This is a genomic window from Gracilibacillus suaedae (assembly GCF_017599345.1).
GTDB lineage: Bacteria > Bacillota > Bacilli > Bacillales > Amphibacillaceae > Gracilibacillus > Gracilibacillus suaedae.
Window position 1 is genome coordinate 102882 of record NZ_JAGFVL010000060.1, and the last position, 25735, is coordinate 128616.

A 25735-nucleotide genomic window follows, 5' to 3' on the forward strand; every position below is an offset into this window, starting at 1 on the left:
ATAATAGAGTGAAAACTCTGAAATATTGGAAGGAGTTATGCTAGTGTGGCAAGAAAAAATAGAACTTGGAATGCCTTATGATTTTGATTATCTTCTATTTCGGTTAGAGATGGATAAGTTGAATTATGTCGATTTCAAGAAGCGATCTGTGTTAGTGCCATTAAGAACCGATCAGGAAAAACATGTGGTAACCGTGACAGCAACTGGCACAACAGCAAAACCAAGCTTTTTAATAGAAGGACAAGACACAGCAAGGAAGAATGAGTTGCTTGTCCAAATAGCTGATATATTTGCTTGGGATCAGGATTTACAAATGATTCAGCAGTTTTTTACCGAAACTGATTTAGCAGGCTTGTTTGAAGCCTATCCAGCAACACCATTGATTCGAGAATTTGATCCATTTAGTAATTTGGTTAAAACGATTATTCATCAGCAACTAAATATGGCGTTTGCCCAAACGTTAACCGCAAGATTTGTGACAACCTATGGCGAGCAAATAGACGGTGTCTGGTTTTATCCGACACCTGATAAGGTAGCAATCATTCCTTATCAGGAGCTGCAAGATATGCAATTTAGTAGGCGAAAAGCAGAATATGTCATTGATACCGCGAAGAAAATCGTCGCAAAAGAGCTCAATCTAACGTCATTTTATGACAAAAGCGATCAAGAAGTGATGCAACAATTAACCAAAATCCGCGGAATTGGCGCATGGACTGTACAAAATTGGTTGATGTTCTCACTGGGTAGACAGGACCTTTTTCCATCAAGTGATATTGGCATTCAAAATGCATTAAAACTTTATTTTGGCCTGGAAACTAAGCCAACTGCAGCCAAGCTTGATGAATGGAATCAAGCTTGGAAACCTTACCGTTCTTACGCTGCCATGACGTTATGGCGCAGTATTGAAGAGGGCTAAGAAGGTATGTTGACCATTAATTGTTTATAGGTGTTTGCTTGTTCCTTATCTCCTTTTGCTAAATAGCTTTTGTAAAGGTATTGAATTGGTGCAGGGTCATCTGGCGTTAATTCCATTTCCCATTCGAAACAAGCAATTGCTTGGTCATACTGTTCCAGATCAAAGTAGATTTCACCTAAGGCAAATTGCTGGTCTGGATTATCTGTTAACTTTTTCATTTTCTTTAGTTTCTGCATAATTGGTAGCTCTGTATCTTGTAGTGATGTGATGATTTCATTTAAAGGCAGATGCTGTAACAGCTTTTTGATGGTTAAATGGAGAACTCTCTCCAGTTGTGCAGCATCCTCTTTGTATAAGGTCAGTAAAGTTTGTAATAAAGGTTGATAATCCTTTGCTAATTGCTCACTAGAAACTGAGTCAATAGCCTTTTCGAACAGGTCATGATCTTCAATCGCTTCATTATGGTGAACGTAATACCTTAAAATTGCTTGATAACCATTCAGTTTTACGAGCTTTTCAATGATTTCTTTTGGTTTAGGATATTCTAGTAATAATTGTTCCCATAAGCGAATTTGATCTTGTTTAGTAAGCAATTCTTGGGCTAACTCATCCATTTTTGCTACTGCTTGTAGGGATGAACACTTCATGTAAAAGAGGCAAAGCTGATCAAATTTTCGATTATCTATATGATATTGCTCGATAATAGATTTTATGACAGTGTCAGGGAAATTCTGCTCGAAATAAACGGATTCTAAATAAAGAGGATCTGACCATTCTATTGTAAGTTGATCAAGGTTTTGGTATTGGTCTTTATATTTTTGGAAGTCAAAATGATGCAGCATATCTTTGGCGAACGTGTCGTTTGGGCGTACTTGCCCATAGTTGACAAGAATTCGGAATGCTTTCTTTAACTGGCCATTCCTTCGGTAATTGTAAAATGTCTTCTTGCAGAGTGCCTGGATCTTCTTTTCATTGACATAGTTATCGAACATCGCCAGTACATAGAGCATTTCTATTTCGTTGTATTTGTTGGTTAGTTTTTGTACCATTTGATTATTGGAAGTAAGGCGATAAGCATTTTCTTCATTGAGCAGTGCTTTTGTTAATGGATGATCAGCAGTGAATGTATATCCATATTGGAGAGCATTTTTTAGAAAGGATTGTAGTCTTATAGAAGTCGTTTTCTTTGCGTTAATATAGCGGTCTTTGTAAAAAAATAAATAATATGATTGATTTTTTTGACCGGTAGCTTCTACGATTTTTGCTTGTTTATATACGGTCAATTGTACTACTTCAAAACGCATTGTCTTTTTATTATGCATTAGCTGGATGGTTGTCATCAATGAAACAACTCCTTTTCCTTACGGGTTACCTCTAGTGTAGCATAAATAATCTGAAGGCAAAAGAATGTTGTGATTGTAAATTCTTTGTAATGTTTCCTTGCAAAGTATAAGCAGTTGTCTCGAAATATGATACGATGAACGAAAAGCTTACTAGGAGGATATCTGTGATAAAAGAAGTTTTATGGTCGATACTCTTAGCTTTATTGCTTGTGTTTATACCTTTTGGTGTTGTGATATAAAAACATATAGAGAAAGCGTGCAATCTACTTTTGTGGGTTGTTTTTTATTTGTTTAAAATTTTTTTGAGCAAAGATCTTGAAAGTCAAAAAAGGTCAGATTATAATAGTAGACAAGAAAGGTCAAATATAGTCAAAGTCAAAATTGACCTTAACGTCTGTAAGCCTACCACTTCAAGCTTCAAGTAAAACAAAGAAGATAAGAGTGAGTTAACAGACGCTAACACCCTGATAAGTTTCGCTAATGATCAGTGGGGTCATTCCCCCCACGCTGATCATAGTCTCACTATATAAAAAATTGAAGGAGGAATAACAAATGAAATGCCAACAATGTGGTATTCATCAAGCAACGATAAATGTAAACCTTCGATTTAATGATCAAACCGAATCTTTACATGTTTGTGAATCATGCTTTCAAGATATAAAAAATCAAATGAAAAATCCATCTGGTATGTTTGGGGGACAAGACTTTGAAAATTTCTTTTCCGGAGGAGCAAATGGTTCCAACCAAGCACATGCTAAAACACAATCAAGACAGGGTGGAAAAGGTAATGGTCTGCTAGATCAATTAGGCAAAAACCTAACAGACGCTGCAAGAGCAGGATTGATTGATCCCGTCATCGGACGTGACCAAGAGGTTAAACGTGTCATTGAAACCTTAAACCGTCGCAACAAAAATAACCCAGTTTTAATCGGGGAACCTGGTGTTGGTAAGACGGCAATCGCAGAAGGATTAGCATTAAAAGTAACAGAAGGAAACGTGCCAACTAAACTGTTGGACAAAGAAATTTATATCCTGGATGTTGCATCATTAGTCGCTAATACTGGAATACGCGGTCAATTTGAAGAGAGAATGAAACAATTAGTAACGGAACTACAAGAACGTCAAAATGTTATCCTTTTTGTTGATGAGATTCACTTGCTTGTAGGTGCAGGAACGACAGAAGGTTCTCAAATGGATGCCGGAAACATCTTAAAACCAGCATTGGCACGAGGTGAATTACAATTAATCGGTGCGACGACATTAAAAGAGTACCGCCAAATTGAAAAGGACGCAGCATTAGAGCGTCGTTTCCAGCCAATTATGGTCAAAGAGCCATCATTAGATGAAGCAGAGCAAATTCTGCAAGGATTAAAAGAACGCTATGAAAAATATCATCAAGTAAGCTATTCTGATGAAGTCTTACGTGCTGCGGTTACATTGTCTAAACGTTATATTCAGGACCGCTTCTTACCAGACAAAGCCATTGATTTAATTGATGAAGCAGGTGCACGTCTCAACCTAGATGTAAGTGAGTCAGATCACGAAGCGTTACAGAAACGTCTTGATGAAATCAGCAAAGAAAAAATGGAGGCTGCTGAAAAAGAAGACTATGAACGTGCAGCTAACTTAAGACATCAAGAGATCAAACTTGAGAAAAAATTAGCAGAAACAAAAGAAGCTCCAAAAGCAGAAGTAACAGTCGAAGACATTCAATTAATCATTGAAGAGAAAACCGGAATCCCGGTTCGTAAAATCCAGGCAGACGAACAATCCAAAATGAAAAACTTAGCGGACAACTTAAGCCAAAAAGTAATTGGCCAACAAGTTGCTGTTGATAAAGTAGCCAAAGCGGTTCGTCGCAGCCGTGCTGGTTTGAAACCTAAACATCGTCCGATTGGTTCCTTCCTTTTTGTTGGACCAACTGGTGTCGGTAAAACAGAACTAACCAAGGCACTAGCAGAAGAACTGTTCGGTACAAAAGATGCGATGATTCGTCTTGATATGAGCGAATATATGGAGAAACATGCCGTATCTAAAATTATCGGTTCACCTCCAGGATATGTAGGTCATGAAGAAGCAGGACAATTAACAGAAAAAGTTCGTCACAATCCTTACAGTTTGATTCTATTAGACGAAATCGAAAAAGCACACCCAGATGTACAGAACATGTTCCTGCAAATCATGGAAGATGGTCAGCTAACTGATAGTCATGGCAGAACGGTAAGTTTTAAAGACTCTGTGATTATCATGACAAGTAATGCTGGTACTGGGGTGAAGAAAATTACGGTTGGCTTCAACAGCGACAACAATGAAGCTGTTTCAACACTAGAAAACTTAAGCAGCTATTTCAAACCAGAATTCTTGAACCGTTTTGATGCGATTATTCCATTCAATGAATTAGAGCAAGAAGATCTACTCGAAATTGTAGACCTTATGATCGCAGAATTAAGCGAACAATTAGAAGAATCTGATCTTGCAATAACCGTAAGTGATGAGGCGAAGAAATTTCTAGCTGATAAAGGCTATGATCCTCGCTTCGGTGCACGTCCATTACGTCGTGTTATCCAGGATAAAGTAGAAGACGGCATCACAGACCTTGTCTTGGAAGAAGAGGATGTAAAACAAATAGAGATCGTATTTGAAAACGAAGATATCGTTGTGAAGAAGAGCGCTAGCTAGTATTTAGCTAGTGCTTTTTTCTTTACGTAAAGTTTTGATAAAATTATTTAAAATGTATTGCCTCTCTTTTACAAAAGATTCCTACTAGGCCTAAAGTTACACTTGTGGGGGGGAAAGAGTTGAAAAGAGAAATTCGAACTGCAGAAAAGTTGCTAGTCTTAGGCTTGAGTTTAATTCTTATTTTTATGATTGTTCAAGATTTAGTTCCGCTTGGTCCACTTAATGATGTTGATGCTATTTCGGTCGATCGTAGTTTCAATGAAATATTGACTGTTACCTTAATAGGTGCTGTCCAAATTTTAATCTTACTAAGTATTGTATTAATATTTATTGGCAAGAGGTATCCAATCTGGATTAGGCTCTGGTTAATTATTCATCAATCTTTTATTTTTGTTGGAGCACTTTTAGATTGGTGGATTCCATACTTTTTTGGTTATGGAGCAGAAGAAAGAGTGGATAGATACCAGCAAATGTTTGGAGATACACACTCATTTTTACCGGAAATCAATGGAATTGTCCCGAATACACTCCATGTTATCTTTCATTCGCTTTTATTGCTTTGTATGCTCTTAACAATCTATATTAGCTTCACAACTAAGAATAAAAATCATCTCGCATAAATGTGGGGTGATTTTTTTGTTTACATAATCGGAAAGTGGCCATAAAAAGATTAGAAGTGGCCATAAAACCATGGAAAGTGGCCATAAAGTACTCAAAAGTGGCCATATAATCACGAAAAATGGCCATAAAACTCCCGAAAGTGGCCATAAAATTTTAATCCATCCAAACTTTTTGTACTTCTCTGCGTCTAATAGATAAGATAGAGAAAGAAAAGGGGGTAGTGTAATGACTGATGTCACCAAAAAGGATTTTCGCAAAAACAATGATGCGTTCGTGTACATCATCACTACATACCGTGCAGATTTGTTTCGCACTGCGATGGCCTTTTTGAAAAATAAAGAAGAAGCATTAGAAGCGATACAGGAAGTAACTTTTCGTGCTTATAAAAAACGTAAGCAGCTAAGAGACATTCGTTATGTCAAAACATGGCTGATTCGGATCATGATTAATTACTGTAATGATGTCTTGAAAAAATCCAAGCGACTAACAGATGACCGCAAGCTTGAAAACAAAGCCTCAGTAGATAATTCGATGAGTATTTGGCTTGAAGATGCGATTCATCATTTGAAAAAGGCGGATCAGGAACTGATTTATTTCAAATATTTCCATGGTATGACATTTCCGGAATTGGCAGAGCAATTAAAGATATTAGAGAGTACTGTAAAAACTAGGGTTTACAGTGCATTAGAAAAGTTAAAACGTCAATTGGTAGACGAAGGAGGGGAGCTATGATGAAAAAGCAGCTGAAAGAGTGGAAAAAGCAATATGATGTTTTAGAAGTAAGAGATCATGAGTTGGACCAAGCAATTGAGGCAGGTATGCAAAAAGCAGCAAAGCAACAATTTTGGAAAAGGTGGGGGATTACTCCAGTTGTAACAGTAGCCATTATCTTCCTATCATTTATAACGATCATTAATGCATCTCCTACCTTTGCCGCACAAGTAGCGAAGTACCCCGGAATGGAAAAATTGATCGAGCTCGTTCAATTTGATAAAGGACAGAAAGCAGCGATCGAGAATGACTACTTTCAAGTGATCAATAAGTCCGTAACAAAAGGGGATCTGACATTAACATTAGATGGAGTAATTAGAGATGCGCATGGCCTGGTACTTTTTTATACGATTTCTAGTGATAAAGGCCTTGAACGCGTCCGCCTTGAAAATAGTAAAATTACCGATGATAAAGAAGAGGAACTTACTTACCATTCTAAAAGCTACCATCCACAGAATGAAGTACAAGGAACAATAGAATATTATACAGAAGATCCGATCCCATTTGATGACTTTACCTTTACAACAGAAGTAGTTGGAGTCGAAACATTGGATAATGGTGTCGGCAATCAATTAAGGGAAACTATTTCGATTGATTTTCATGCGGAAAATACCAAAGAATCGATTCAGTATCAGGTGGACGAAACAGTTAAGATAGTAGGTCAGAAGGTCCATATAAATTCTGTAATGATTCAACCACTCCGAACAACGGTTAATCTCTATGCAGATCCTGAAAATGATATGCGAATACTTTCTATTGATGATATTACACTTGTTGATGAAAAAGGAGAAGAATGGTCAGGTATCCGAAATGGTATGACAGCAAGCGGAACCATCGAGGATGAGAACTATGAAGTCTATTTGCAAAGTAATTATTTTGAACAGCCAGAATCATTATCGCTCACTTTCTCTGAAATACAGGCTGTTAAAAGAGATGAAGATTATTTCCGTTTTGATTTGGAAAAGGAGCAAATTCTTCATGACCCATATGATATGTTTTATGATCTAACATATGAAAATGGCTGGCTCTCGATCTCAATGGATAAAATGGAAAACTATCATATGAACCCATTCGGTGAGATCTTGGACGTGGATGGAAACAGGATTGAGCAAATCAGATCAAGTTTCAGTCATCAATCAAACCAAAAAACAAGTATCTTTAAAAAAGCAATCCAAACCGACGAACGAATTATCGATATTAAATTAAGTGGATATCCGAACTGGATAGAGCAGAAAGTGGCAATACCGCTCAATTAATCTATAAAGAAAAAGCACGATTGGCAGTCTATTGACGAACCAACCGTGCTTATTATCAGGATATTACTTTATCTGTATGAAAGAATGAATCATTTGATTACTGAAACATGACTTTAAATGTTAAAATGATGCATGTGAACAAGTTCGGATTTTTTCTTTTGGGACGATTCATGAAAAGATCCTCCTTAATAAGTATTTATCACGGTGCTAACCGTCTGTAAGATCCCCGCTTCAAGGAACACCCTGATCATAGTCTCACTTTATTGAAACATAAGCTTAAACGTCAAGATAACACAAGTAAAAATGTTAGGGTTTTGCATTCTTTTACTATTCAAAGTAATACCCTCCCGCCTTGTTTTTTAAGTTATAGTAAGATTAACACGGTCTTTTTCACAGTAAAACGAACCTGTAAGAACATGTAACAGACTTTTTTCTTAAGAATGAATGAATATAAATTAGGTATAATAATAAATAAAAAAGGGAGCGCTTTTCTCGATGATTTTTCAGCAAAATGAATATGATCGCTTAAAAAGAGTGATTGTCTGTCCGCCCAAATACATGGAAATCAAAAATGTTATCAATGAAACGCAAAAATTTTATGAAGATGAAAATATTGATGTAAAAATCGCAATGGAGCAGCATGAACGCTTTGTCCAAACTTTGAAGCAGTTCAATATTGAAGTGATCGAACTAATGACAGATTCTAAGCTGAACGAACAAGTCTTTACGAGAGATATTGGATTTGCGGCTGGGGACACCTTATTTACTTGCGAGATGGGGCGTAATATAAGAAAGCCTGAAATAGATGTTTTACAACTATTCCTTGACCATGAGAATTTGCCTTATACTCCATTGACGACACGTTCCATTGAAGGTGGGGATGTGGTTGTTGCCAATGAGAAAGTGTATATAGGGAGAAGCCTTCGCACCACAACAAAAGCGATTGAAGATTTGCAAAGACAGTTACCAAATAAAGAAGTCGTTGCTGTTGAGATTCGTGAAGATATTTTGCATTTGGATTGTTGTTTTAATATTGTCAGTGATAAGGTAGGACTTATTTATAATGATGCATTTAATGAAAGGGAACGTAACATACTTCACAATGAATATGATTTAATTGAAGTCAGCGATGATGAACAGTTTACACTTGGTACCAATGTTTTTTCAATCGGAGAGGGTAAAATCATTTCATTGCCCGAAAATAAACAGGTGAATAAGCAGTTAACAGAAAAAGGCTTTGAAGTGGTTGAAGTACCTTTTTCTGAAATCATTAAATCTGGAGGTTCCTTCCGCTGTTGTACACTTCCGATTGAGAGAGAGAAATCATCATGACAAGCATGCCATTACAGGTATGCTTTTTTTTATTATTACAATAAATTAACAAATAATCTGAAACTATTTCCTAACAAGTAACGTATCTCTTATAGGAGGTGAACGCAATGGATGTTTTCATGATGCTTGCTCCGTTAATTATTATTCAATTTTTATTAATGATTGTCGCAATTATAGCCCTCTTAAAAACAGAACAAACAAATGGCCCCAAGCCAATGTGGGCAGCAATTATTATTTTAATTAGTTTTATTGGTCCGATTTTATTCTTTATTGTTGGAAGGAGACAATATTAAATGACAGTAATTGAAGTCGAAAAACTGACAAAGGCGTTTAAAGGTAAAACCATCGTGAAAGGTCTTGATTTTCAGTTAGAAAAAGGCAGATGTGTTGCACTGCTCGGTCCGAACGGTGCGGGTAAAACAACAACATTAAGAATGCTCTCTGGGTTGTTGAAGTCAACTTCAGGAATCATTAACTTTTCTGGATCACAAAAAGGAGAAGATATTCGAAAATATATCGGCTATCTTCCGCAATATCCGGTTTTTCACCCATGGATGACAGGGAAGGAATTTCTCGTTTATGTTGGTCAGCTCGCACATTTAACAAAACAAGAAGCATCAGAAAAAGCAGATCAACTCCTCAAAAAAGTAGCAATCTATGAATCTCGTAATCAACGAATCGGTAAATATTCAGGTGGGATGAAGCAACGTCTAGGGATAGCTCAAGCGATGATTCATAGTCCACAACTACTTATGCTGGATGAGCCAGTTTCCTCACTAGATCCGATTGGACGTCGTGAAGTATTAACATTAATGGAGGAATTAAAAACACAAACAACGGTCCTTTTTTCCACACACATATTAGGAGACGCAGAGGAAATTTGTGATGATTTATTATTAATGCATCAAGGAGAAATACTCGAATCAGGATCGATTGATGCATTACGACAAAGGCATCAATCCGCTAAGTTTGAAATCGCATTACGTGGTGATTCTGCTACATATTTGGAAACGCTCCAAGCTTTTTCATCGGTACAAGATGTTTTTCAAGAAAAAGGAGAAGTCCATGTTGTCGTAGAAGATATCGAGTTAGCCAGGAAAGAAATATTAACGAAAGTACTAGAAGAGGATTGGCCGCTTGAGAAGTTAGCGCTAAGTAAGACAACACTGGAAGATTTATTTATGAAAGTGGTGAAAAAATAATGCAATGGATCACAATTTTTAAAAAGGAATTATTAGAAGACTGGCGCAATTTCAAATGGGTTTGGGTACCACTTGTGTTCATTATCATTTGTATTATGGATCCATTGTCAACCTATTATTTGCCGCAAATATTAGATGCGGTTGGTGGTGTGCCGGAAGGAACCGTGATTGAAGGACCGGAATTAGGACCAACTGAGGCAATAATGTTCAGTTTGACAGAAGTTAGTATGCTTGGTGTTCTTGTCATTGTGGCAATCTCAATGGCTGTAATTGCAGGTGAAAGAAAAAGTGGTGTGGCTGAATTGGTATTAGTTAAACCAGTAAGTTATTTTACTTATATCTCTGCAAAATGGGCAGCGAAATTATTATTAGTATTTACAGCTTATTTGATTGGTATGTTAACAAGCTGGTACTATGTGAATCTTTTATTTGGTGATCTAAGTGCGTCACAATTCATCGGGTTGTTTTTGTTTTATTTTATTTGGCTGATTTTTGTAGTGACATTAACTTTTCTTTATAATACGGTAGTTAAAATACCTGGACTTGTATTAACATTGTCGCTTATAACGATTATGGCAATGTCAGCGATTAATCAGATTTTTTCTTTCCGGATGCCATGGTTTCCAAATAGTATTAGTGAGCACATCACAACTATGCTGGCAGAAGGAGCAATCCCGAATGATTTATGGGGAGCGGCTGGCATTACGTTAGGATTGTCAGTCATATTACTGGTCGCATCTAATTTCATTTTAAAAACGAAAGAAATGGCTGATTAGAGTTCGTGCATTCGGACTCTTTTTTTATTATAATAGAATCATGAGATACGGGGCATTAGCTCAGCTGGGAGAGCATCGTGCTGGCAGCGCGAGGGTCAGCGGTTCGAGCCCGCTATGCTCCATCTATTTAAAATGCTTGTTAGTATTAGCTTTAACGCTACCTTCCATCTCCTATAAGAGGAAAGAAGGTAGCGTTTGTTATCTTTTACTATCATCAAGTATAAACTTTGCTTGTTGATAGTATCAGTCTTAGTTTTTCTGTATGTGGATTTTCCTGTAAACATTTCTTCGTTGTCCAGAAAATAAAAAAACACTTTAGTGTCTATACACATCAGCGTGTTGTCAACTAATCTATAAATAAAGACAACATAAGGATGTGAGTATATGATAATAGAACAACAAGCGTCACAGAAGAAGGCAGCTAGCATTGCGGCATTCAGTTTGCTTATGATGGCCATGCTTGGCCCCTTCGCTTATTTATTTGTGTTCCAAAGTTTAATAGTATTTGACGAAGCGACAGAAACAGCAGTAAATGTTTTGGGTTCTGAAGGAGTGTTTCGCAGTGCGATTGCCAGCCTTATCGTTGTAGTGATCCTCGATGTCATTGTAGCTTGGTCACTCTATACGGTTTTTAAGCCAGTTCATGATACACTCTCCTTGCTAGCAGCAAGCTTCCGAGTTGTGTATGCAGGTATGTTTGGAGTTGCTGTGCACCAGCTTTATAACGCATTAAGAATATTGACCGATGACGAATTCTTAATTGGATGGGAAGAGGCAGAGCGAAGTGCTCAGGCTATGTTATACTTTAATGCGTTTAACAACGGATGGAATACTGCTCTTATCATCTTTGGTCTCCATTTGCTCGTTCTTGGTTACATGATGATTAAGTCCATTTATTTTCCAAAATTATTAGGAATTTTAATCCTCATTGCAGCGTTAGGATATATCATTGATTCATTTGGCTTGATTCTCTTTGAAACTTATAGCTTTGAATTATCAATGTATACTTTCATCGGAGAACTGCTATTGATTATCTGGCTATTTATTAGAGGTAGAAAAGGATTCCCATCCTAATTTGGATACAGTAAGCAGGGCCCTTGCGTGAGCAAGGGCTACTTAATTGCAATTTTCCGCTCTTCGAGTTAATCTAAGATAAAAGCAGCTCGATCGAAAGATGTGGTGATGTTCAATTGAAGGATGATCGCATAATAGGTACCAAACTTCATATTCCTAAACTGCGTAAGCATATGGTGCCTCGCACACGGTTGAGTGAAATACTGAGTGAAGGCCTTGATCGTAAAGTAACACTGGTTTCAGCACCGGCAGGATTCGGAAAAACAACTTTGATCAGCGAATGGCTAACATCATGCAAACGTGAGACTTCTTGGTTCTCGATAGACCAAGAAGATAATGCCCCCAATCGTTTTTTAACCTACCTCATCTTAGCACTACAGAGCATCTCAAAGTCGATTGGAGTGAGACTCCTTCCATTAGTTCATTCTTCACAGCCACTTTCAGTGGAAACGATCATGACTCATATAGTTGATGAAATATCCAATTTACCAAATTCCTACATCCTTGTCCTGGATGACCTCCATGTTATTAAGACTGAACAGGTTTATGATGCAATTCATTTTTTAATCGAATATATGCCACCAGAAATCCACTTGGTAATTTCTACTCGTGAGACTGAATCACTACGTTTATCTTCATTACGGGTTCGAGACCAGATCACGGAACTGCGTGCAGATGACCTACGATTTACTTCCTCAGAAATAGAAGGGTTTATGAATCGAACGATGGGTCTAACCCTCGATCGTGAAGAAGTCTATTTGCTTGAGTCACGTACCGAAGGATGGATAGCAGGGCTCCAGTTAGCTGCGTTATCTATGCAAGATGGCACGGATCACAGTGAGTTTATTCAATCCTTCAGCGGCAGTCATCATCTGATATTGGATTATTTATTAGAAGAGGTATTGAAAAAGAACACGAAGACCATACAAAATTTTTTGTTGCGAACCGCAGTGCTTGATCGTATGTGTGGTTCGCTATGTGACGCTTTGTATGAAGGTGAACTTGAAGGAGATTTCAGATCAGGGCAGGAAGTACTGGAATACCTTGAACAGGTCAATTTGTTTATCATACCTCTAGATAACGATCGGTGCTGGTATAGGTATCACCATCTTTTTTTAGAACAACTACGACACAGACTGCACCGAAGTTCACATAACCAAATGCGAGCCCTTCATCTTCTGGCCAGCCAATGGTATGAAGAGGAGGGACTGTTTCTTGAAGCCTTCTACCATGCAGTTGAAGCAGATGATATTGAACGGGCAGCTCGTCTGCTAGAAGGTAATGGTATGCCGCTACATTTGGGGGGTGCCACAGCGCCAGTTCTCCATTGGTTATCATCGCTCGACAGATCTGTATTGAATGATCGACCAGCCTTGTGGGTGGCATATGCGTCTGCTTTAACGGTTTCGGGTCATCCTATAAGTAATGTAGAAGAGAAGCTGCGTATGGCAGAGGCAGCCCTACAACAGAAAGAATCAAGTGAGGAGAAAAGAGATCTTTCCGGTCACATCTCTGCTATTAGAGCGATGTTAGCCATTCCACAGAATGATGCAGAGATAATAGAACGCCATTCTAAGCGCGCATTAGAGCAGCTTCGTCAAGACAATTTGTCGATTCGAACATCCGCTACTTGGACACTAGGGTTTGCGCATCAGCTTCAATGCAATTATGCTTTGGCAAGTCAATCCTATACCGAGGCGATCGCCTCAGGTCGGGCTACAGGTAATTTACTTATTACCATAGGTGCTACAATCTGTCTGGGGCAAGTGCAGGAGGCTGAACTCCAGTTATATTTATCTGAGAAAACTTTTAAGCAAGCTTTGAAATTAGCAGGGGATTCACCATTACCAAGCACATGTGAAGCGTATTTTGGCATGGCACGTATATTGTATCATTGGAATCGCTTAGCTGAGGCAGAGGAGTATGTTCATCAGGCGGAAAAATTAGCACTGCAACTGAAAACAATTGATACTCCAGCAGCATGCTATGTGCTTCTTGCCAGAATAAAGCTAGCTCAAAGAGACAAAACTGGAGCGGCAGCATATATAAAGCAAGCTGAACAGTTTTTGCGTAGTCATCATCCTCAATCTCATATTCCTGAGTTGACCGAAGTAAAGGGAATGTTACTGCTTCAGAAGGGTCAGTTTGCAGCTGTTGAAAAGTTGGCAGCGAAGCACGAAGATACCGTGATCAGATCACGTGTCCTATGGGCACAGGGGGAATTTACAGAAGCTTTGAAATTGTTAGAGTCTCAAATACGCAGAGAGGATAAGAAACGTGAAAAATATGATAGATTAAAGCTATTAATTGTTTGGGCACTTATTCAGTATGCTCATCGTGAGAAGGAAGCTTCTCTCCTTACGCTGGTAGAAGCCTTGGAGCTTGCAGAACCAGCTGGCCTCATCCGGCTCTTCCTAGATGAGGGGGAACCAATGAGACAGCTCTTATTAGAAGCGCATACTAGAGGGTGGATGCCGGGCTTTACTAATCAACTGCTGGTAGCACATCAAGACACACAAGTTTCGTTCACAGAGTTCCTTGTAGAGCCACTAACCAAGCGTGAACTGCAAGTGTTACAGCTCATTGCGCAAGGTTTATCGAACGATGAGATTGGAAAGAAGCTCTACCTAGCCCTCGACACCGTCAAAGGACACAATCGCAGAATTTACGGCAAACTTCAAGTCAACCGTCGAACCGAAGCCGTTGCCCGAGGTCGTGAACTCGGATTGATCTAGTGAAATGTACTAGAGGAAAACATTCTCCATTCACTTGCAGCAACAAGATTTCTGTTTTGTACTGAAAAAATACATGAACTTTTCACGATTACTATTATTTTTTACTAAAAAAGGGAAAACGAATAATAAGTAGTTTTCATATCATACTAGCAAAGAGAAGGTAGGTGAAATGATGAAAATCGGTGTACCAAAAGAAATCAAAAGCAATGAAAATCGTGTGGCGATCACACCTGCTGGGGTAATGATGCTCACACAAGCGGGTCATCAAGTGAAAATAGAGAGTGGGGCAGGACTTGGCAGTGGCTTTGATGATCAAGTATACAAAAACGCAGGAGCGGATATTGTATCTTCAGCAGACCAAGTTTGGGCTCAGGAATTAGTAGTCAAAGTAAAGGAGCCTCAACCATCAGAGTTTTCCTTCTTCCGCAAAGATTTACTGCTGTTTACTTATTTACACTTAGCTGCTGAAAAAGAAGTAGCCGAAGCTTTATTGGAAAATCAAACAACAGGTATTGCCTATGAAACGATTCAACTAGCAAATGGTGCATTACCTCTGCTTACACCAATGAGTGAAATCGCTGGACGAATGTCAGTGCAAGCTGGCGTCAGATTTTTAGAAAAAATACATGGAGGAAAAGGTGTTCTTCCTAGTGGTGTACCGGGGGTTTCACCAGCCAATGTTGTCATTATTGGCGGCGGTATAGTAGGAACCAATGCAGCAAAAATGGCAGTCGGATTAGGAGCCAATGTTACGCTGTTAGACATCAATATTGAACGGTTACGTCAATTAGAGGATCTATTCCAAGGCAAAATTCGGACATTAGCATCCAATCCATATAATATTGCCGAGCAAGTAAAAAAAGCAGATTTACTAGTAGGTGCCGTCCTGATTCCAGGTGCAAAAGCGCCGAAATTGGTAACAGAAGAAATGGTAAAAACAATGGAACAAGGATCTGTGATTGTGGACGTAGCCGTCGATCAAGGTGGTTCGATTGCAACCATTGACCGGGTTACCACACATCAGGATCCAGTCTACGTTAAACATGGAGTGAATCATTATGCTGTAGCTAACATTCCTGGTGCGGTGTCAAAAACCGCCACATATGCACTAACAAATGTGACGACACCATATGTTTTAAACCTTGCCAATAAAGGCTTAAAAGATTATGCTCAATCAGATAAAGCTTTCGCAAAAGGTATGAACACGTATCAAGGAAAAGTCGTCCATGAAGCAGTTGCGAAAGCACATGATAAAAGGTATATCGATATCGACTCCATTTTTGAATAGAACCAAAGTGGTCCCGTAGCAGTAGCATTAGGGGGCCACTTTTTTAGTGGAAGAAAGCCAACTCTTCTTCAATAGCTTTTTTAATTTTTTCCAACGTTTCCTCTGGTGTTTTCCCGTGGATTCGCCGATTATTTACTAATGCATATGGTTTGAGCCTGCATAATCCACAGAAATTTAAGCAGTCGTTAATCAACACTGCTACCTCCGGATATTCTGTTTCAATGATGTTTTCTATATCAAATATGTTCATTAAATTACTATCACATATTTCTACCACAACGATTCCCACCCAATCACCTTCCATCTGCGCCTGTATGATTTTTATCACAGACATTTAGAGAATCATTTTATAAACTAACTCTATCATATCTACTTTGTCAACATAAAAGTTTTGAAAGAAGAGGTGAAACAAATGGTAAAGGAACAATCTACCCGGGCTATGATTCTAGAATTATTAAAAAAGAACCGATCACTGTCTGTCAACGGAATTAGTAATTATTTAAATATTACCGAAATGGCGATCCGAAAACATCTTATAAAGCTGGAAAGTAAAAAATTAATAACCTCTCGTACTGTTCGTCAACCGATGGGGCGCCCTGTTATCTACTATTCACTGACGACAGCTGGAGAAAATGTCTTTCCTAAAAGTTATGACCTGCTAACAATGGAATTTTTGCAGGACATTGAAGACACAATAGGTATGGAAGCAATTGATCAACTATTTGAAAAAAGGGAAAAGCGTTTACGTCAGAAATACCTCAGACGAATTTTTATCGAAGACCCCATTGTGGAAAGGGTAAAAGCATTAGTGAAAGTACAAAGTGACAATGGATATATGTCAGAATATCATCAAGAAGATGATCAGAAGCTATCCTTTTCCCAATATAATTGCCCGATAGCAGCAATTGCTGATAAATATGATAAACCATGTGACTGTGAATTGAATTTGTTTAAATCAGTACTTGGAACGGAGAATGTAAAGCGTGTCGAATGCATCGCAAAAGGGGGCACTGCTTGTAAATATGTCGTAGAAAAATAAAGCTGTAGAGCGTAAGTACTCTACAGCAGACTTAAAAATAACGGCACCAAAAAGGATACAACAACTGCACTTATCGTCATTGAGAGAGCACTGACTGCACCGTCCAGTTCACCTAATTCTAATGCCTTGGAAGTGCCGATCGCATGTGATGCCGTTCCAATTCCTATACCTCTGGCAACAGGGTGTTGAATCCGAAGTAATCGCACAATGACTGGCCCGAACATCGCACCACTAATTCCGGCTAGCATAACAAAGACAGCAGCAAAGGATAAATTGCCACCTGCTGTATCAGTAATACTTAATGCTACAGGTGTAGTAACGGACTTTGCTGCAACAGACTGAATAATCCAATCTTCAAATCCGAGCATTTTTGCACTGGCAATTCCTGTTACGATACCAATAATCGAACCAGCAAATATGCCAATAAAAATAGTTCGGGCATATTTTTTGATTAAGTCAAGCTGGCGATAGAGCGGTAATGCTAATGCGACAACGATTGGTCCAAGAAACAGATCAATCCATTGTCCACCAAGCATGTACGATTGATAGGAAAGATCGCTGAATCCTAATAATATTATAAAAAATCCAGAGGTTAAAAAAATCGGCAAGGTAAATGGATTCGAGTATTTGCGATAGATCCTTTTGGTTACCGTGTAAACAGCTATCGTAATTATTAAAAATATAACTCCGTTCCAGATATTAATCATGAGCATCTACTTCTTTCTTCAACAACAATGAGGTAACCCAGCCACTGATGCCAATGATTAAAAAAGTGCTAAGCATGACGAGTGGAATCATCAAACTCCCTTTGCCATAAAAAAAATCCAAATATTGTACAACGCCGACTGTAACGGGAACGAAGAATATCGGCATATCTTTGATCAATAAATCGATTCCATCAGCAACCCATTCGACCCGGATCAGTTTAAAAGTTAACAACGCAAAAAAGAGCAACATGCCAATAATGCTACCTGGAATAAATAAAGAAAAGGCAGATTGAATCGCTTCCCCCATATAATAAAACAAAAATAGCACACTAATCTGTAAGATGATTTTTACATATTTCATAATAAGACCTCCGCTTTCATCATGGTGCTAACCGTCTGTAATCCCCCGTAACACTAGGAAGTAAACACCTTGATAAGTTTCGCTAATGATCAGTGCAATAAATCCCCCAATCAAAGCCTTACTTTATCATACGTCTTACAGAAACATGTGCGCAAGTTTAATCATCTTGTAGTTCTTTTTGCAAGCATTGCTTACAATAGATAGTGCCATACTCTTGATAATATTTCTTTACATTAGTGATTCCCAGACTATCTTGTAGTCTACTATGAAAGAAATATTCTTCATTAAATTGTAATTGTCGTGAGCATTTGTCACATTTTATTTTTGCTATAAACATTTCATCACCTGCCAACCATAGATTAACATATTCACAACGTTATCAACAGCCAAAAACAGATATGCCAGCTTTAAGCTCATTTATCCACGCTATCCCCATTGAAGCAAGCAATCTAGACACTGAATAACTGTCCTTATGAAAACAAGATCCACAAACCTTATGCACATTATGCACAGATTTGTGGATAACTGATGTGGATAGTTACATGGCTTCTTCCCCTTCTGTAACAGTTTCTAAATGGGAAAAGTAATTTTCTTTCGTAATTACATATAAATCATAAACAAGTTCTTCCTGTGGGTTAATTTTTTCAAAAACTTCAGGATAACTTTCATTACCATACATGACGAAAGGGATTTTTAAAATTGCTCTTAAAGAGCGTACATTCGTACGTCTGATTTTAATAAAAATTGCGTCGATGTCATGATGATAAAACAGTTCTTCGAAAAAAGCGTCTTTTGCTAATTTATTATAGCCTTTGCCAAAGTATGGCTTACCGATCCACGTCGCCAAAAACCCAGCCTTATTTTCTATATCAAATAAATTGATCGTCCCGATTGGATTAAAATATTCATCGACAATGGTGCGGGAGATCAATTCCCCGTTTTCTTCGGCTTCCATTGTCTGTTTTGTTAAAAAGTAAAATTCGTCACTGGAATAAGCTTTATGTCTTACGTATGGAAATACTTCTGGATCAGACATGAGATCGAATAACACTGGCGCATCCTGGACGTCTCTTTTTTTAAGCATAAAAAATCCCTCCTTAGTCATTGGAGGGTGAAAAGAAGACAGAAACCTGGTGTAGCTGTGTCCTTACCACCCTCGAATTTTTATCAAAGTTTAAACAAAAATTCGGGGTGGGAATCGAACCCACTAGAACCAGTCTACTTCCACTGGTGGCGCACCATTTGCCTTCCCTTATATCAACTGCTCGATACCCTTATCTTACACAATAAACAAGATAGTTGTAAATAGAAAATCACAAAAAAACATGAAAAAAATTAAGTAAAAGGAAGGAATATTAAGAAAATTTACTTTAAATTAATATAAACGTTGAAAATGGTCGTAAATGACATGATAAGACGATTAATTGTAAATTTCGGTTAATGCTTGGTCAATGGTAGCGTGGTGAAAATGATAGCCTGACTCCATCGCTTTTTCGGGTAAAACTTTCTGTCCATCCACGACTAGTATACTCATTTCACCTAGAAGTGTTCTTAACAGAAAGCTTGGTGTAGGAAACCAATTTGGTCTGTTTAACGTTTGTGCAAGAGCTTGTGCTAATTCTTTATTTTGAACAGGGCTTGGGGCAGTGATATGTAAGGTGCGTTCAACATGTTTATGATCGATTGCATATAATAAGAGACCAACGACATCCTTAATATGGATCCACGATACCCACTGTTTACCGGAACCAATTTTTCCTCCGGCGAATAGTCGAAACGGGATGGCCATTAGTGGTAAGGCACCTTCCTCTCCTAAGATAACACCAAATCTCGCCACAACCGTCCGAACACCAAAGGATCTTGCTTGTAGTGCCGTTTCTTCCCATGCTTCTGTCACTTCAGCAAGAAAGTCATTGCCTTGTTCTTCTGATTGTTCCGTAAAAGTTTTCGTGTCCGATGTGCCAAAGTAGCCGATAGCTGAAGCATTAATAAGCACTTTAGGTTTTTCTGACAGTTTTCGAATTAAATCGATAACCGCGTATGTCGCATTAATTCTGCTTTGATAGATTTTATCCTTTTTTGCTTTGGTCCAATAGCCGAATAAGGAATCTCCAGCCAAGTTAATGATGCCATCAAGCTTTGGTAAATGTTGTTCAGGATGAAAGTCGTCATGTAGCCATCCAATATAAGATACTTGTTGATTACTTTTATATTTGTTAGGAGATCGAGTTAAAATGTAAACTGAATCGCCGCGTTCGGTTAATGCTTTTGTTACATGTTTTCCGACAAACCCAGTTCCACCAGCTATTGCGATGTTCATTATAAGCCCCTCCATTTCGTTTGTAGAACAAATGTTTGTGTGTTAAAATAATAGTGAGGTGATAAACTTGCCCGAAATAGCTAAAATAACGACGCAAAAGAAATCGAAGCACCGTTACAATATTTTTTTAAAGGAAAATGAGCAAGAGTACTATGGTTTTAGTGTCAATGAAGATATTTTGATCGAATATTATCTGCGAAAAGGGTTGTTCCTTACTCCTGAAATGATCGAGCAAATTCAGGAAAAAGATGAATCCTATAAAGCCTATACCCTTTCTGTTAAGTATTTAAGTTATCGAATGCGTTCCGAGCAGGAATTAGTTGATCACCTACTACGAAAAGAAGTAGACGAGACTTATATCGGCGAAGTAATCTCTCGTTTGAAACGGGAAGGATTAGTTGATGACCTTGCATTTAGTAAAGCATTAGTACGAACAAAAATACAAACATCCACTAAAGGTCCGTTAATGTTAAAGAAGGAACTAACTGAAAAAGGTATACAAGCTTCTATTATAGATCAGGCATTATCCCTCTATACATTTGAGAAACAATTCGCAAAAATAGATAAATGGGTGAAAAAGAAATTACAAGCCTCCAGTAAAAAATCCCACCAGCAACAAATCGACAGTATCAAACAGTCGTTATTACAAAAAGGGTTTTCATTCGATGTTATTACAGAAGTGTTAAATAATATTGAATTGGAGCGAGACGATGATGAGGAGTACGATGCTGTCGTATTTCAAGGTGAGAAACTGGTTGCAAAATATCAGAAAAAAGATAGTGGGTATGGATTGAAACAAAAAGTGAAAGCAGCTTTATATCGCAAAGGATTTACAGCTGATCTAATTGACCGTTTTATAGATGAGTATCTAAGTGAGCACTGATTAACTTGTGCTCACTTTACCTTGAATAAATTCTATCGCCTCAAATACGTTATCTACAACGTGTGTTGCTTTCTGTTTAACAGCCACTGGTGCTGTCGCCATTGCAAAGCTATTAGCTGACATTTCAAACATCGGAATATCATTAAATGAATCACCGATCACCGCTATTTCCTCTGGGTTAATGTTTAAGTATTCTGCTAGTGCTGTTAACCCTAGTGCCTTACTTACTCCCTTTGGCACGATATCCACACAGTGTGGATCAGATAAATATGTTTCACTCACCTCAGAAAATAATTCATCTATCTTTTGCTGGAAACCAACGATATCCTGTTCTTCGCCTAGCAGCATGTATTTACTAGGTAAGAATTCCTCGTTATAGTCATCTGCAAAATCAATACCTTCTATAAGTGGGAAGTAAAGAATTTCTTCCATTGCTTTAATTTCTGGTGTTTTAAAAGAAATATATGATTCATCTGCCGTTGTAATGCAGAATGGGTTAGGAAAAGCGCTAACTGCATGATGCAGGGCACTGCTTGTTGCAGCATCAAACGTTCTCGTAAGAATTTTTTGATTATCTTTCGTGTCAACAAACGCACCATTTTGACTGATGCGGTGTGCATCATGATTTATTTCTGAACAGATTTTCACGATATCTCGTTCCATTCTCCCAGTGGCAACGGCAAAATCAATGCCATGTTCTTTTAAACGATGAATAGCATCTATATCTTCTTGTTTGATGATATTGCCTGGTTTTAATAGTGTTCCATCTAAATCTGTCGCAAATAATTTTATCAAGCTGGATCATCCTTTTTTGTAAGATTACCCTCATTATACAGGTTAACGAGCTGTATACGAAAATAATACAGCGCCGGTTTACGATATTTTAACATTTCCCAAAGTAATGATAAAATGAAAATAGAAACTAACATGGTGGTGTAGCAATGGAGCGTAGATATAGTACTTATACGGTTGATGAATTACGAGCGGAAGTAGCACAATTAAAGGAAAAATTACAAAAAGCAGAACAATGGGGAAATGTCAGTGAATATGAGATCCTCCAGCGAAAAATGCAAATGGCAGCGGCTTATCTCGTGAATCCGGCTGATTTTGAGAAAGGTGAGTGCTACGAGTTGGCTGGGGATCCAGGGCAAACCTTTGAAATTACATATATAAATGGCGTGTTTGCCTGGGGACATCGCGTTAACTTACTAGGTCAAAAATTTGAGACAGAAGAAGCGGTGCCATTATCAATATTAGGGGATAAACAATCTTAATATAAGCGGGGGACATAGAGATGCAAGAAGAGATTCAAAGACTAGCAGAGGAATTACATCAAAAAAATCCATCCCTAACCTTGCTTGAGGCAAGAAGTTGGGTGGAATTACTTTGGGAAGATTTTGAATCCACAAGAGCAAAAGCAGGAAGGAAATACGAAGGAGTAGAAGTGACAAAGAAAATTGTACGTCACTGGATCGCACAATATGGCGATAAACTAGATGACTTCGCGACGAGATACCCAAGATATCAGAAACTAATCAATGGTGAAAATACAACGTTACATTAAAGAAAGCTTGGCTAATCGCCAAGCTTTCTTTAATTGGAAAAGTCCTTCTTTACCTTATACAGCAGGAACATCAATTGCTTTAACAACTTTATGAAGGACAAAAAATGCGGAAATCGGAAAAAAGTGTCTTTCATAACAAGCTGAACACTAAATATATCAAATATCCTTCTTCCTTTTCAGTGATGTGATTACAGCAAATAATTAAAATCTTCATAAATTTTGTACATGTCGGTGAAGAAATATCTCACACTGTATTACCATCCAAATTTAATTTATCCTGTAATTTTTTCTCGGAGAATACCCAGCCTGTATAAGAATTCATAACTCTCATATTGTCATCAATTTGAACGACTGCTACAAAGGGGTAATGCCCTTCGGAACGGTAACGTAAATCAATGAATCGCACCTCGGTAAAGTCATCATACATATTAATTTCCCAACGATAAATTGGTGAAAAAGATAGAAACGCAGAAATGTTTTTATCTTTCATTGCGAACTTCATGATTGGATCATCTGGTAGTGGTACCTGATAAAATTTATCATCGATTTCGATATGACCATCCTTCACTTTTCCAACAAAAAAGTGTTGATCAGTTGTTAAGGCAATACGCCAGACATTTTGCTTGATAGTCGGAGAGGTAGCGATCTGTTCGACATGGTCAAAATTTTCATGAATGATCTTTACAATTTCCCGCTTGTCGATATACCGTTTAATGTAATACAATACAATAATAAAATAAATCATTAACCAGGTGTAGCCAGGATTAGCACCAAGCAACCATGCAATGATCCCGATGACGTGCAGACTGAAAATGTACGGATCAAAGGTGCTGATAAAGCCATGTGCTACCCATTTTTTTGTAAAGGGTCGGTATGCTTGTGTACCGTAAGCGTTGAATATATCAACAAAAACATGCAGAAAGACGGCAAGAAAAGTCCATAACCATAAATGGATAAAGCTTACTTCTGGGACAAAAGAGTAAATAACCGCGGAAATAAGGATACCCCAGAAGATGACAGCCGGGATGGAGTGGGTAATACCCCGGTGATGCCGGATATATGTGGCATTATCACGAAGTTTTAGTACGGTATCAAAGTCTGGTGCGTGTGACCCTATTATCGTTCCTACCATTACTGCGGTAAAAAGGGTCGTATCTTGTTGTACAACCGGATCTAATGTTGCAATACCTCCTAAGGCTATACCCATTGTAATATGAGTACCAGTATCCATCTTAGCTGCTCCTTTCTTGTCTTATTTAAATATTGTATCACGAAGGATGAATTAATGTGAAATATACGTCTACTATCAATATACCCCAATTTCAAGAGGATTTAATCACATGGTTTGAGAAAGAACAACGACAATTACCATGGAGAGAGGATCAGGACCCGTATCGAGTATGGGTGTCAGAGATTATGTTACAGCAAACAAAGGTTGATACTGTTATACCATACTTTCAAAATTTTATGGAACATTTCCCGACTTTAACTGCTTTAGCGGAAGCTGATGAGCAAAAGGTATTGAAAGCGTGGGAAGGCCTTGGTTATTACTCTCGCGCTCGTAATTTACAAACTGCCGTGAAAGAAGTTGTCGCACAATATGATGCGAAAGTACCGGATGATCCAAAACAATTAGGTGACTTAAAAGGTGTTGGTCCGTACACAAAAGGTGCGATATTAAGTATTGCGTTTAATAAGGCAGAACCAGCAGTTGACGGTAATGTCATGCGAGTTCTATCACGTGTTTTACGTATTGAAGAAGATATAGCCAAGCCCAAAACAAGAAAAACATTTGAAGCTGCGGTTCGTGATTTGATTTCAGTAGAAAACCCGTCTGCCTTTAACCAAGGATTAATGGAACTAGGTGCATTAGTGTGTACACCGAAAAATCCGAGTTGCTTATTATGTCCGGTGCAAGAACATTGCATCGCATTTCGTGAAGGTGTGGAACAGTCCTTACCAATAAAGAAGAATAAAATAAAACATTCATCACATACTTATTTTGTACTAGTTATCCAAAATGATACAGGCAATTATCTTTTGGAACAACGACCAGATCAAGGTTTACTAGCTCAATTATGGCAATTTCCAATGGTGAACGCTGATAAAGTGGATGAAAAACATTTATCAGCATATATACAAGAAAAATTTAAGGTAGAATTAGTAGAGACGAGTGATCTTGAGCCAGTGAAGCATGTCTTCTCTCATTTAACATGGTTTTTGAATGTGAAACATATAACTGTAAAAGGTGAAATCTCAGTACCTGGACAAATGGAATGTTTATCGAAAGAGGAAATTAAACAATATCCATTACCAGTATCTCATCAAAATATTTATAAACAATTATAGCAAAGTATGCTGATTGTAAAGGAAACTTCATAATAGAATAGCCGTTCTTAACCTCTACAAAAAATATGATATTTTTTGGATAAAATGACCCATCATGGGTAAATTAATGATCGTGGAGGTGATATTGATGGCTAAACGTAACAACAACCAAGCAAACCCAAGCAAAACAAATGCTGCTGAAGTAAAACGTCAAAATCAACAAGCTGCACAAGGTCAAGGACAATTCGGTACTGAGTTTGCTAGCGAAACTGATGCACAAGAGGTTCGCCAGCAAAATCAGAAGTCTCAACAAAACAAAAAATAATGATACAGTCTTTAAAAAAAAGCTTGGCTCTTCCTTGTGGAGAGTCAAGTTTTTTTGCGACTAGATAAATCGTGTGCGAAATACATATACCACTCTCAGCACAGAAGATTCGAGAAGCGCCCTCGAGGACAAAAAGAGAGGAAATATGCAAGAAGTGTCTTCGAGAAGCGCCCTCGAGGACAAAAAGAGGGAAAATCAACAAGAAGTGTCTTCGA

General features: G+C 38.0%; 26 protein-coding genes and 1 tRNA gene. 19 read left to right on the forward strand and 8 right to left on the reverse strand.

Annotated features, from left to right (window positions below; all coding sequences use genetic code 11):
* Positions 1–37: 37 nt before the first annotated feature.
* A complete protein-coding gene (locus J5J03_RS18350; protein WP_231710822.1) occupies positions 38–916 on the forward strand; it encodes a DNA-3-methyladenine glycosylase family protein in 879 nt (292 codons plus the stop codon).
* On the opposite strand, the gene J5J03_RS18355 is transcribed toward J5J03_RS18350, so the two are convergent.
* Positions 913–2259: a hypothetical protein gene (locus J5J03_RS18355; RefSeq protein ID WP_208591679.1), complete on the reverse strand. Its 1347-nt coding sequence runs from the start codon at positions 2257–2259 to the stop codon at positions 913–915. The genes J5J03_RS18350 and J5J03_RS18355 overlap by 4 nt on opposite strands.
* 552 nt (positions 2260–2811) lie before the next feature.
* On the opposite strand from J5J03_RS18355, the gene J5J03_RS18360 reads away from it, so the two are divergent.
* The 12 genes from J5J03_RS18360 (at position 2812) to ald (ending at position 15993) form a co-directional block, all read left to right on the forward strand.
* On the forward strand, positions 2812–4938 hold the full coding sequence (locus tag J5J03_RS18360) for an ATP-dependent Clp protease ATP-binding subunit (protein ID WP_208591681.1): 2127 nt from the start codon (positions 2812–2814) through the stop codon (positions 4936–4938).
* A gap of 119 nt (positions 4939–5057) precedes the next feature.
* Positions 5058–5558 carry a hypothetical protein gene (locus tag J5J03_RS18365; protein WP_208591683.1) on the forward strand — a complete coding sequence of 167 codons (501 nt, stop codon included), beginning with the start codon at positions 5058–5060 and terminating at the stop codon, positions 5556–5558.
* A gap of 226 nt (positions 5559–5784) precedes the next feature.
* A complete protein-coding gene (locus J5J03_RS18370; protein ID WP_208591685.1) occupies positions 5785–6291 on the forward strand; it encodes an RNA polymerase sigma factor in 507 nt (168 codons plus the stop codon).
* Positions 6291–7586, forward strand: a complete 1296-nt coding sequence (locus J5J03_RS18375) for a DUF4179 domain-containing protein (RefSeq protein WP_208591687.1) — start codon at positions 6291–6293, stop codon at positions 7584–7586. The genes J5J03_RS18370 and J5J03_RS18375 overlap by 1 nt, the downstream gene beginning before the upstream one ends.
* A 495-nt stretch (positions 7587–8081) precedes the next feature.
* Positions 8082–8918, forward strand: a complete 837-nt coding sequence (locus tag J5J03_RS18380; protein ID WP_208591688.1) for a dimethylarginine dimethylaminohydrolase family protein — start codon at positions 8082–8084, stop codon at positions 8916–8918.
* A gap of 107 nt (positions 8919–9025) precedes the next feature.
* Positions 9026–9211, forward strand: a complete 186-nt coding sequence (locus J5J03_RS18385; protein ID WP_208591690.1) for a PLDc N-terminal domain-containing protein — start codon at positions 9026–9028, stop codon at positions 9209–9211.
* The gene (locus tag J5J03_RS18390) at positions 9212–10120 is read left to right on the forward strand and encodes an ABC transporter ATP-binding protein (RefSeq protein WP_208591692.1); all 909 of its coding nucleotides are present in this window, start codon (positions 9212–9214) and stop codon (positions 10118–10120) included.
* Complete coding sequence (locus J5J03_RS18395; RefSeq protein ID WP_208591694.1) at positions 10120–10896, forward strand: ABC transporter permease; 777 nt, start codon at positions 10120–10122, stop codon at positions 10894–10896. The genes J5J03_RS18390 and J5J03_RS18395 overlap by 1 nt, the downstream gene beginning before the upstream one ends.
* A gap of 49 nt (positions 10897–10945) precedes the next feature.
* Positions 10946–11018 (forward strand) — tRNA-Ala (locus tag J5J03_RS18400).
* A gap of 262 nt (positions 11019–11280) precedes the next feature.
* Complete coding sequence (locus tag J5J03_RS18405) at positions 11281–11970, forward strand: DUF4386 domain-containing protein (protein ID WP_208591696.1); 690 nt, start codon at positions 11281–11283, stop codon at positions 11968–11970.
* Positions 11971–12086: 116 nt separating this feature from the next.
* Positions 12087–14705 (forward strand): LuxR C-terminal-related transcriptional regulator, encoded by a 2619-nt coding sequence (locus J5J03_RS18410; RefSeq protein WP_231710823.1) that lies wholly within the window; start codon positions 12087–12089, stop codon positions 14703–14705.
* Between the two features lie 172 nt (positions 14706–14877).
* Positions 14878–15993 (forward strand): alanine dehydrogenase, encoded by a 1116-nt coding sequence (gene ald / locus J5J03_RS18415; RefSeq protein WP_208591714.1) that lies wholly within the window; start codon positions 14878–14880, stop codon positions 15991–15993.
* A 43-nt stretch (positions 15994–16036) separates the two neighbouring features.
* On the opposite strand, the gene J5J03_RS18420 is transcribed toward ald, so the two are convergent.
* Positions 16037–16282 (reverse strand): DUF1450 domain-containing protein, encoded by a 246-nt coding sequence (locus tag J5J03_RS18420; RefSeq protein ID WP_208591716.1) that lies wholly within the window; start codon positions 16280–16282, stop codon positions 16037–16039.
* A 123-nt stretch (positions 16283–16405) separates the two neighbouring features.
* Between J5J03_RS18420 and J5J03_RS18425 the strand changes: the two genes are divergently transcribed.
* On the forward strand, positions 16406–17032 hold the full coding sequence (locus tag J5J03_RS18425) for a helix-turn-helix transcriptional regulator (protein ID WP_208591698.1): 627 nt from the start codon (positions 16406–16408) through the stop codon (positions 17030–17032).
* A gap of 20 nt (positions 17033–17052) precedes the next feature.
* Here J5J03_RS18425 and J5J03_RS18430 read toward each other — a convergent pair whose 3' ends face one another.
* The 4 genes from J5J03_RS18430 to J5J03_RS18445 form a co-directional block, all read right to left on the reverse strand.
* Positions 17053–17739, reverse strand: coding sequence for an LrgB family protein (locus J5J03_RS18430; RefSeq protein WP_208591700.1), 687 nt, complete (start codon positions 17737–17739; stop codon positions 17053–17055).
* Positions 17732–18100: a CidA/LrgA family protein gene (locus tag J5J03_RS18435; RefSeq protein WP_208591702.1), complete on the reverse strand. Its 369-nt coding sequence runs from the start codon at positions 18098–18100 to the stop codon at positions 17732–17734. Before J5J03_RS18435 ends, J5J03_RS18430 begins: the two co-directional genes overlap by 8 nt.
* A 538-nt stretch (positions 18101–18638) precedes the next feature.
* Positions 18639–19184: a GNAT family N-acetyltransferase gene (locus J5J03_RS18440; RefSeq protein ID WP_208591704.1), complete on the reverse strand. Its 546-nt coding sequence runs from the start codon at positions 19182–19184 to the stop codon at positions 18639–18641.
* 336 nt (positions 19185–19520) lie between these two features.
* Entirely contained in the window at positions 19521–20420 is a 900-nt protein-coding gene (locus tag J5J03_RS18445) for a TIGR01777 family oxidoreductase (RefSeq protein WP_208591706.1), read from the reverse strand.
* A 58-nt stretch (positions 20421–20478) separates the two neighbouring features.
* Between J5J03_RS18445 and recX the strand changes: the two genes are divergently transcribed.
* Entirely contained in the window at positions 20479–21303 is an 825-nt protein-coding gene (gene recX / locus J5J03_RS18450; RefSeq protein WP_331460525.1) for a recombination regulator RecX, read from the forward strand.
* Here recX and J5J03_RS18455 read toward each other — a convergent pair whose 3' ends face one another.
* Positions 21304–22098 carry an HAD family hydrolase gene (locus J5J03_RS18455; RefSeq protein WP_208591709.1) on the reverse strand — a complete coding sequence of 265 codons (795 nt, stop codon included), beginning with the start codon at positions 22096–22098 and terminating at the stop codon, positions 21304–21306.
* A 146-nt stretch (positions 22099–22244) separates the two neighbouring features.
* Here J5J03_RS18455 and J5J03_RS18460 point away from each other — a divergent pair, with 146 nt between their 5' ends.
* Positions 22245–22577, forward strand: a complete 333-nt coding sequence (locus J5J03_RS18460; RefSeq protein WP_208591710.1) for a YfhH family protein — start codon at positions 22245–22247, stop codon at positions 22575–22577.
* Between the two features lie 20 nt (positions 22578–22597).
* A complete protein-coding gene (locus J5J03_RS18465) occupies positions 22598–22867 on the forward strand; it encodes a YfhJ family protein (protein WP_018932581.1) in 270 nt (89 codons plus the stop codon).
* A 244-nt stretch (positions 22868–23111) separates the two neighbouring features.
* On the opposite strand, the gene J5J03_RS18470 is transcribed toward J5J03_RS18465, so the two are convergent.
* The gene (locus J5J03_RS18470; protein ID WP_208591711.1) at positions 23112–24098 is read right to left on the reverse strand and encodes a metal-dependent hydrolase; all 987 of its coding nucleotides are present in this window, start codon (positions 24096–24098) and stop codon (positions 23112–23114) included.
* Between the two features lie 56 nt (positions 24099–24154).
* On the opposite strand from J5J03_RS18470, the gene mutY reads away from it, so the two are divergent.
* Positions 24155–25216 (forward strand): A/G-specific adenine glycosylase, encoded by a 1062-nt coding sequence (gene mutY, locus J5J03_RS18475; RefSeq protein ID WP_208591712.1) that lies wholly within the window; start codon positions 24155–24157, stop codon positions 25214–25216.
* Between the two features lie 127 nt (positions 25217–25343).
* On the forward strand, positions 25344–25520 hold the full coding sequence (locus J5J03_RS18480; RefSeq protein WP_018932584.1) for a gamma-type small acid-soluble spore protein: 177 nt from the start codon (positions 25344–25346) through the stop codon (positions 25518–25520).
* Positions 25521–25735 lie beyond the last annotated feature (215 nt).

Bases quoted from the DNA above. Each gene is read 5' to 3' on its own strand.
- J5J03_RS18350 (WP_231710822.1), top strand. From the start codon at position 38: ATGCTAGTGTGGCAAGAAAAAATAGAACTTGGAATGCCTTATGATTTT.
- J5J03_RS18360 (WP_208591681.1), top strand. From the start codon at position 2,812: ATGAAATGCCAACAATGTGGTATTCATCAAGCAACGATAAATGTAAAC.
- J5J03_RS18370 (WP_208591685.1), top strand. From the start codon at position 5,785: ATGACTGATGTCACCAAAAAGGATTTTCGCAAAAACAATGATGCGTTC.
- J5J03_RS18375 (WP_208591687.1), top strand. From the start codon at position 6,291: ATGAAAAAGCAGCTGAAAGAGTGGAAAAAGCAATATGATGTTTTAGAA.
- J5J03_RS18380 (WP_208591688.1), top strand. From the start codon at position 8,082: ATGATTTTTCAGCAAAATGAATATGATCGCTTAAAAAGAGTGATTGTC.
- J5J03_RS18385 (WP_208591690.1), top strand. From the start codon at position 9,026: ATGGATGTTTTCATGATGCTTGCTCCGTTAATTATTATTCAATTTTTA.
- J5J03_RS18390 (WP_208591692.1), top strand. From the start codon at position 9,212: ATGACAGTAATTGAAGTCGAAAAACTGACAAAGGCGTTTAAAGGTAAA.
- J5J03_RS18395 (WP_208591694.1), top strand. From the start codon at position 10,120: ATGCAATGGATCACAATTTTTAAAAAGGAATTATTAGAAGACTGGCGC.
- J5J03_RS18405 (WP_208591696.1), top strand. From the start codon at position 11,281: ATGATAATAGAACAACAAGCGTCACAGAAGAAGGCAGCTAGCATTGCG.
- ald (WP_208591714.1), top strand. From the start codon at position 14,878: ATGAAAATCGGTGTACCAAAAGAAATCAAAAGCAATGAAAATCGTGTG.
- J5J03_RS18425 (WP_208591698.1), top strand. From the start codon at position 16,406: ATGGTAAAGGAACAATCTACCCGGGCTATGATTCTAGAATTATTAAAA.
- J5J03_RS18430 (WP_208591700.1), bottom strand. From the start codon at position 17,739: ATGATTAATATCTGGAACGGAGTTATATTTTTAATAATTACGATAGCT.
- J5J03_RS18435 (WP_208591702.1), bottom strand. From the start codon at position 18,100: ATGAAATATGTAAAAATCATCTTACAGATTAGTGTGCTATTTTTGTTT.
- J5J03_RS18440 (WP_208591704.1), bottom strand. From the start codon at position 19,184: ATGCTTAAAAAAAGAGACGTCCAGGATGCGCCAGTGTTATTCGATCTC.
- J5J03_RS18445 (WP_208591706.1), bottom strand. From the start codon at position 20,420: ATGAACATCGCAATAGCTGGTGGAACTGGGTTTGTCGGAAAACATGTA.
- J5J03_RS18460 (WP_208591710.1), top strand. From the start codon at position 22,245: ATGGAGCGTAGATATAGTACTTATACGGTTGATGAATTACGAGCGGAA.
- J5J03_RS18465 (WP_018932581.1), top strand. From the start codon at position 22,598: ATGCAAGAAGAGATTCAAAGACTAGCAGAGGAATTACATCAAAAAAAT.
- J5J03_RS18470 (WP_208591711.1), bottom strand. From the start codon at position 24,098: ATGGATACTGGTACTCATATTACAATGGGTATAGCCTTAGGAGGTATT.
- J5J03_RS18480 (WP_018932584.1), top strand. From the start codon at position 25,344: ATGGCTAAACGTAACAACAACCAAGCAAACCCAAGCAAAACAAATGCT.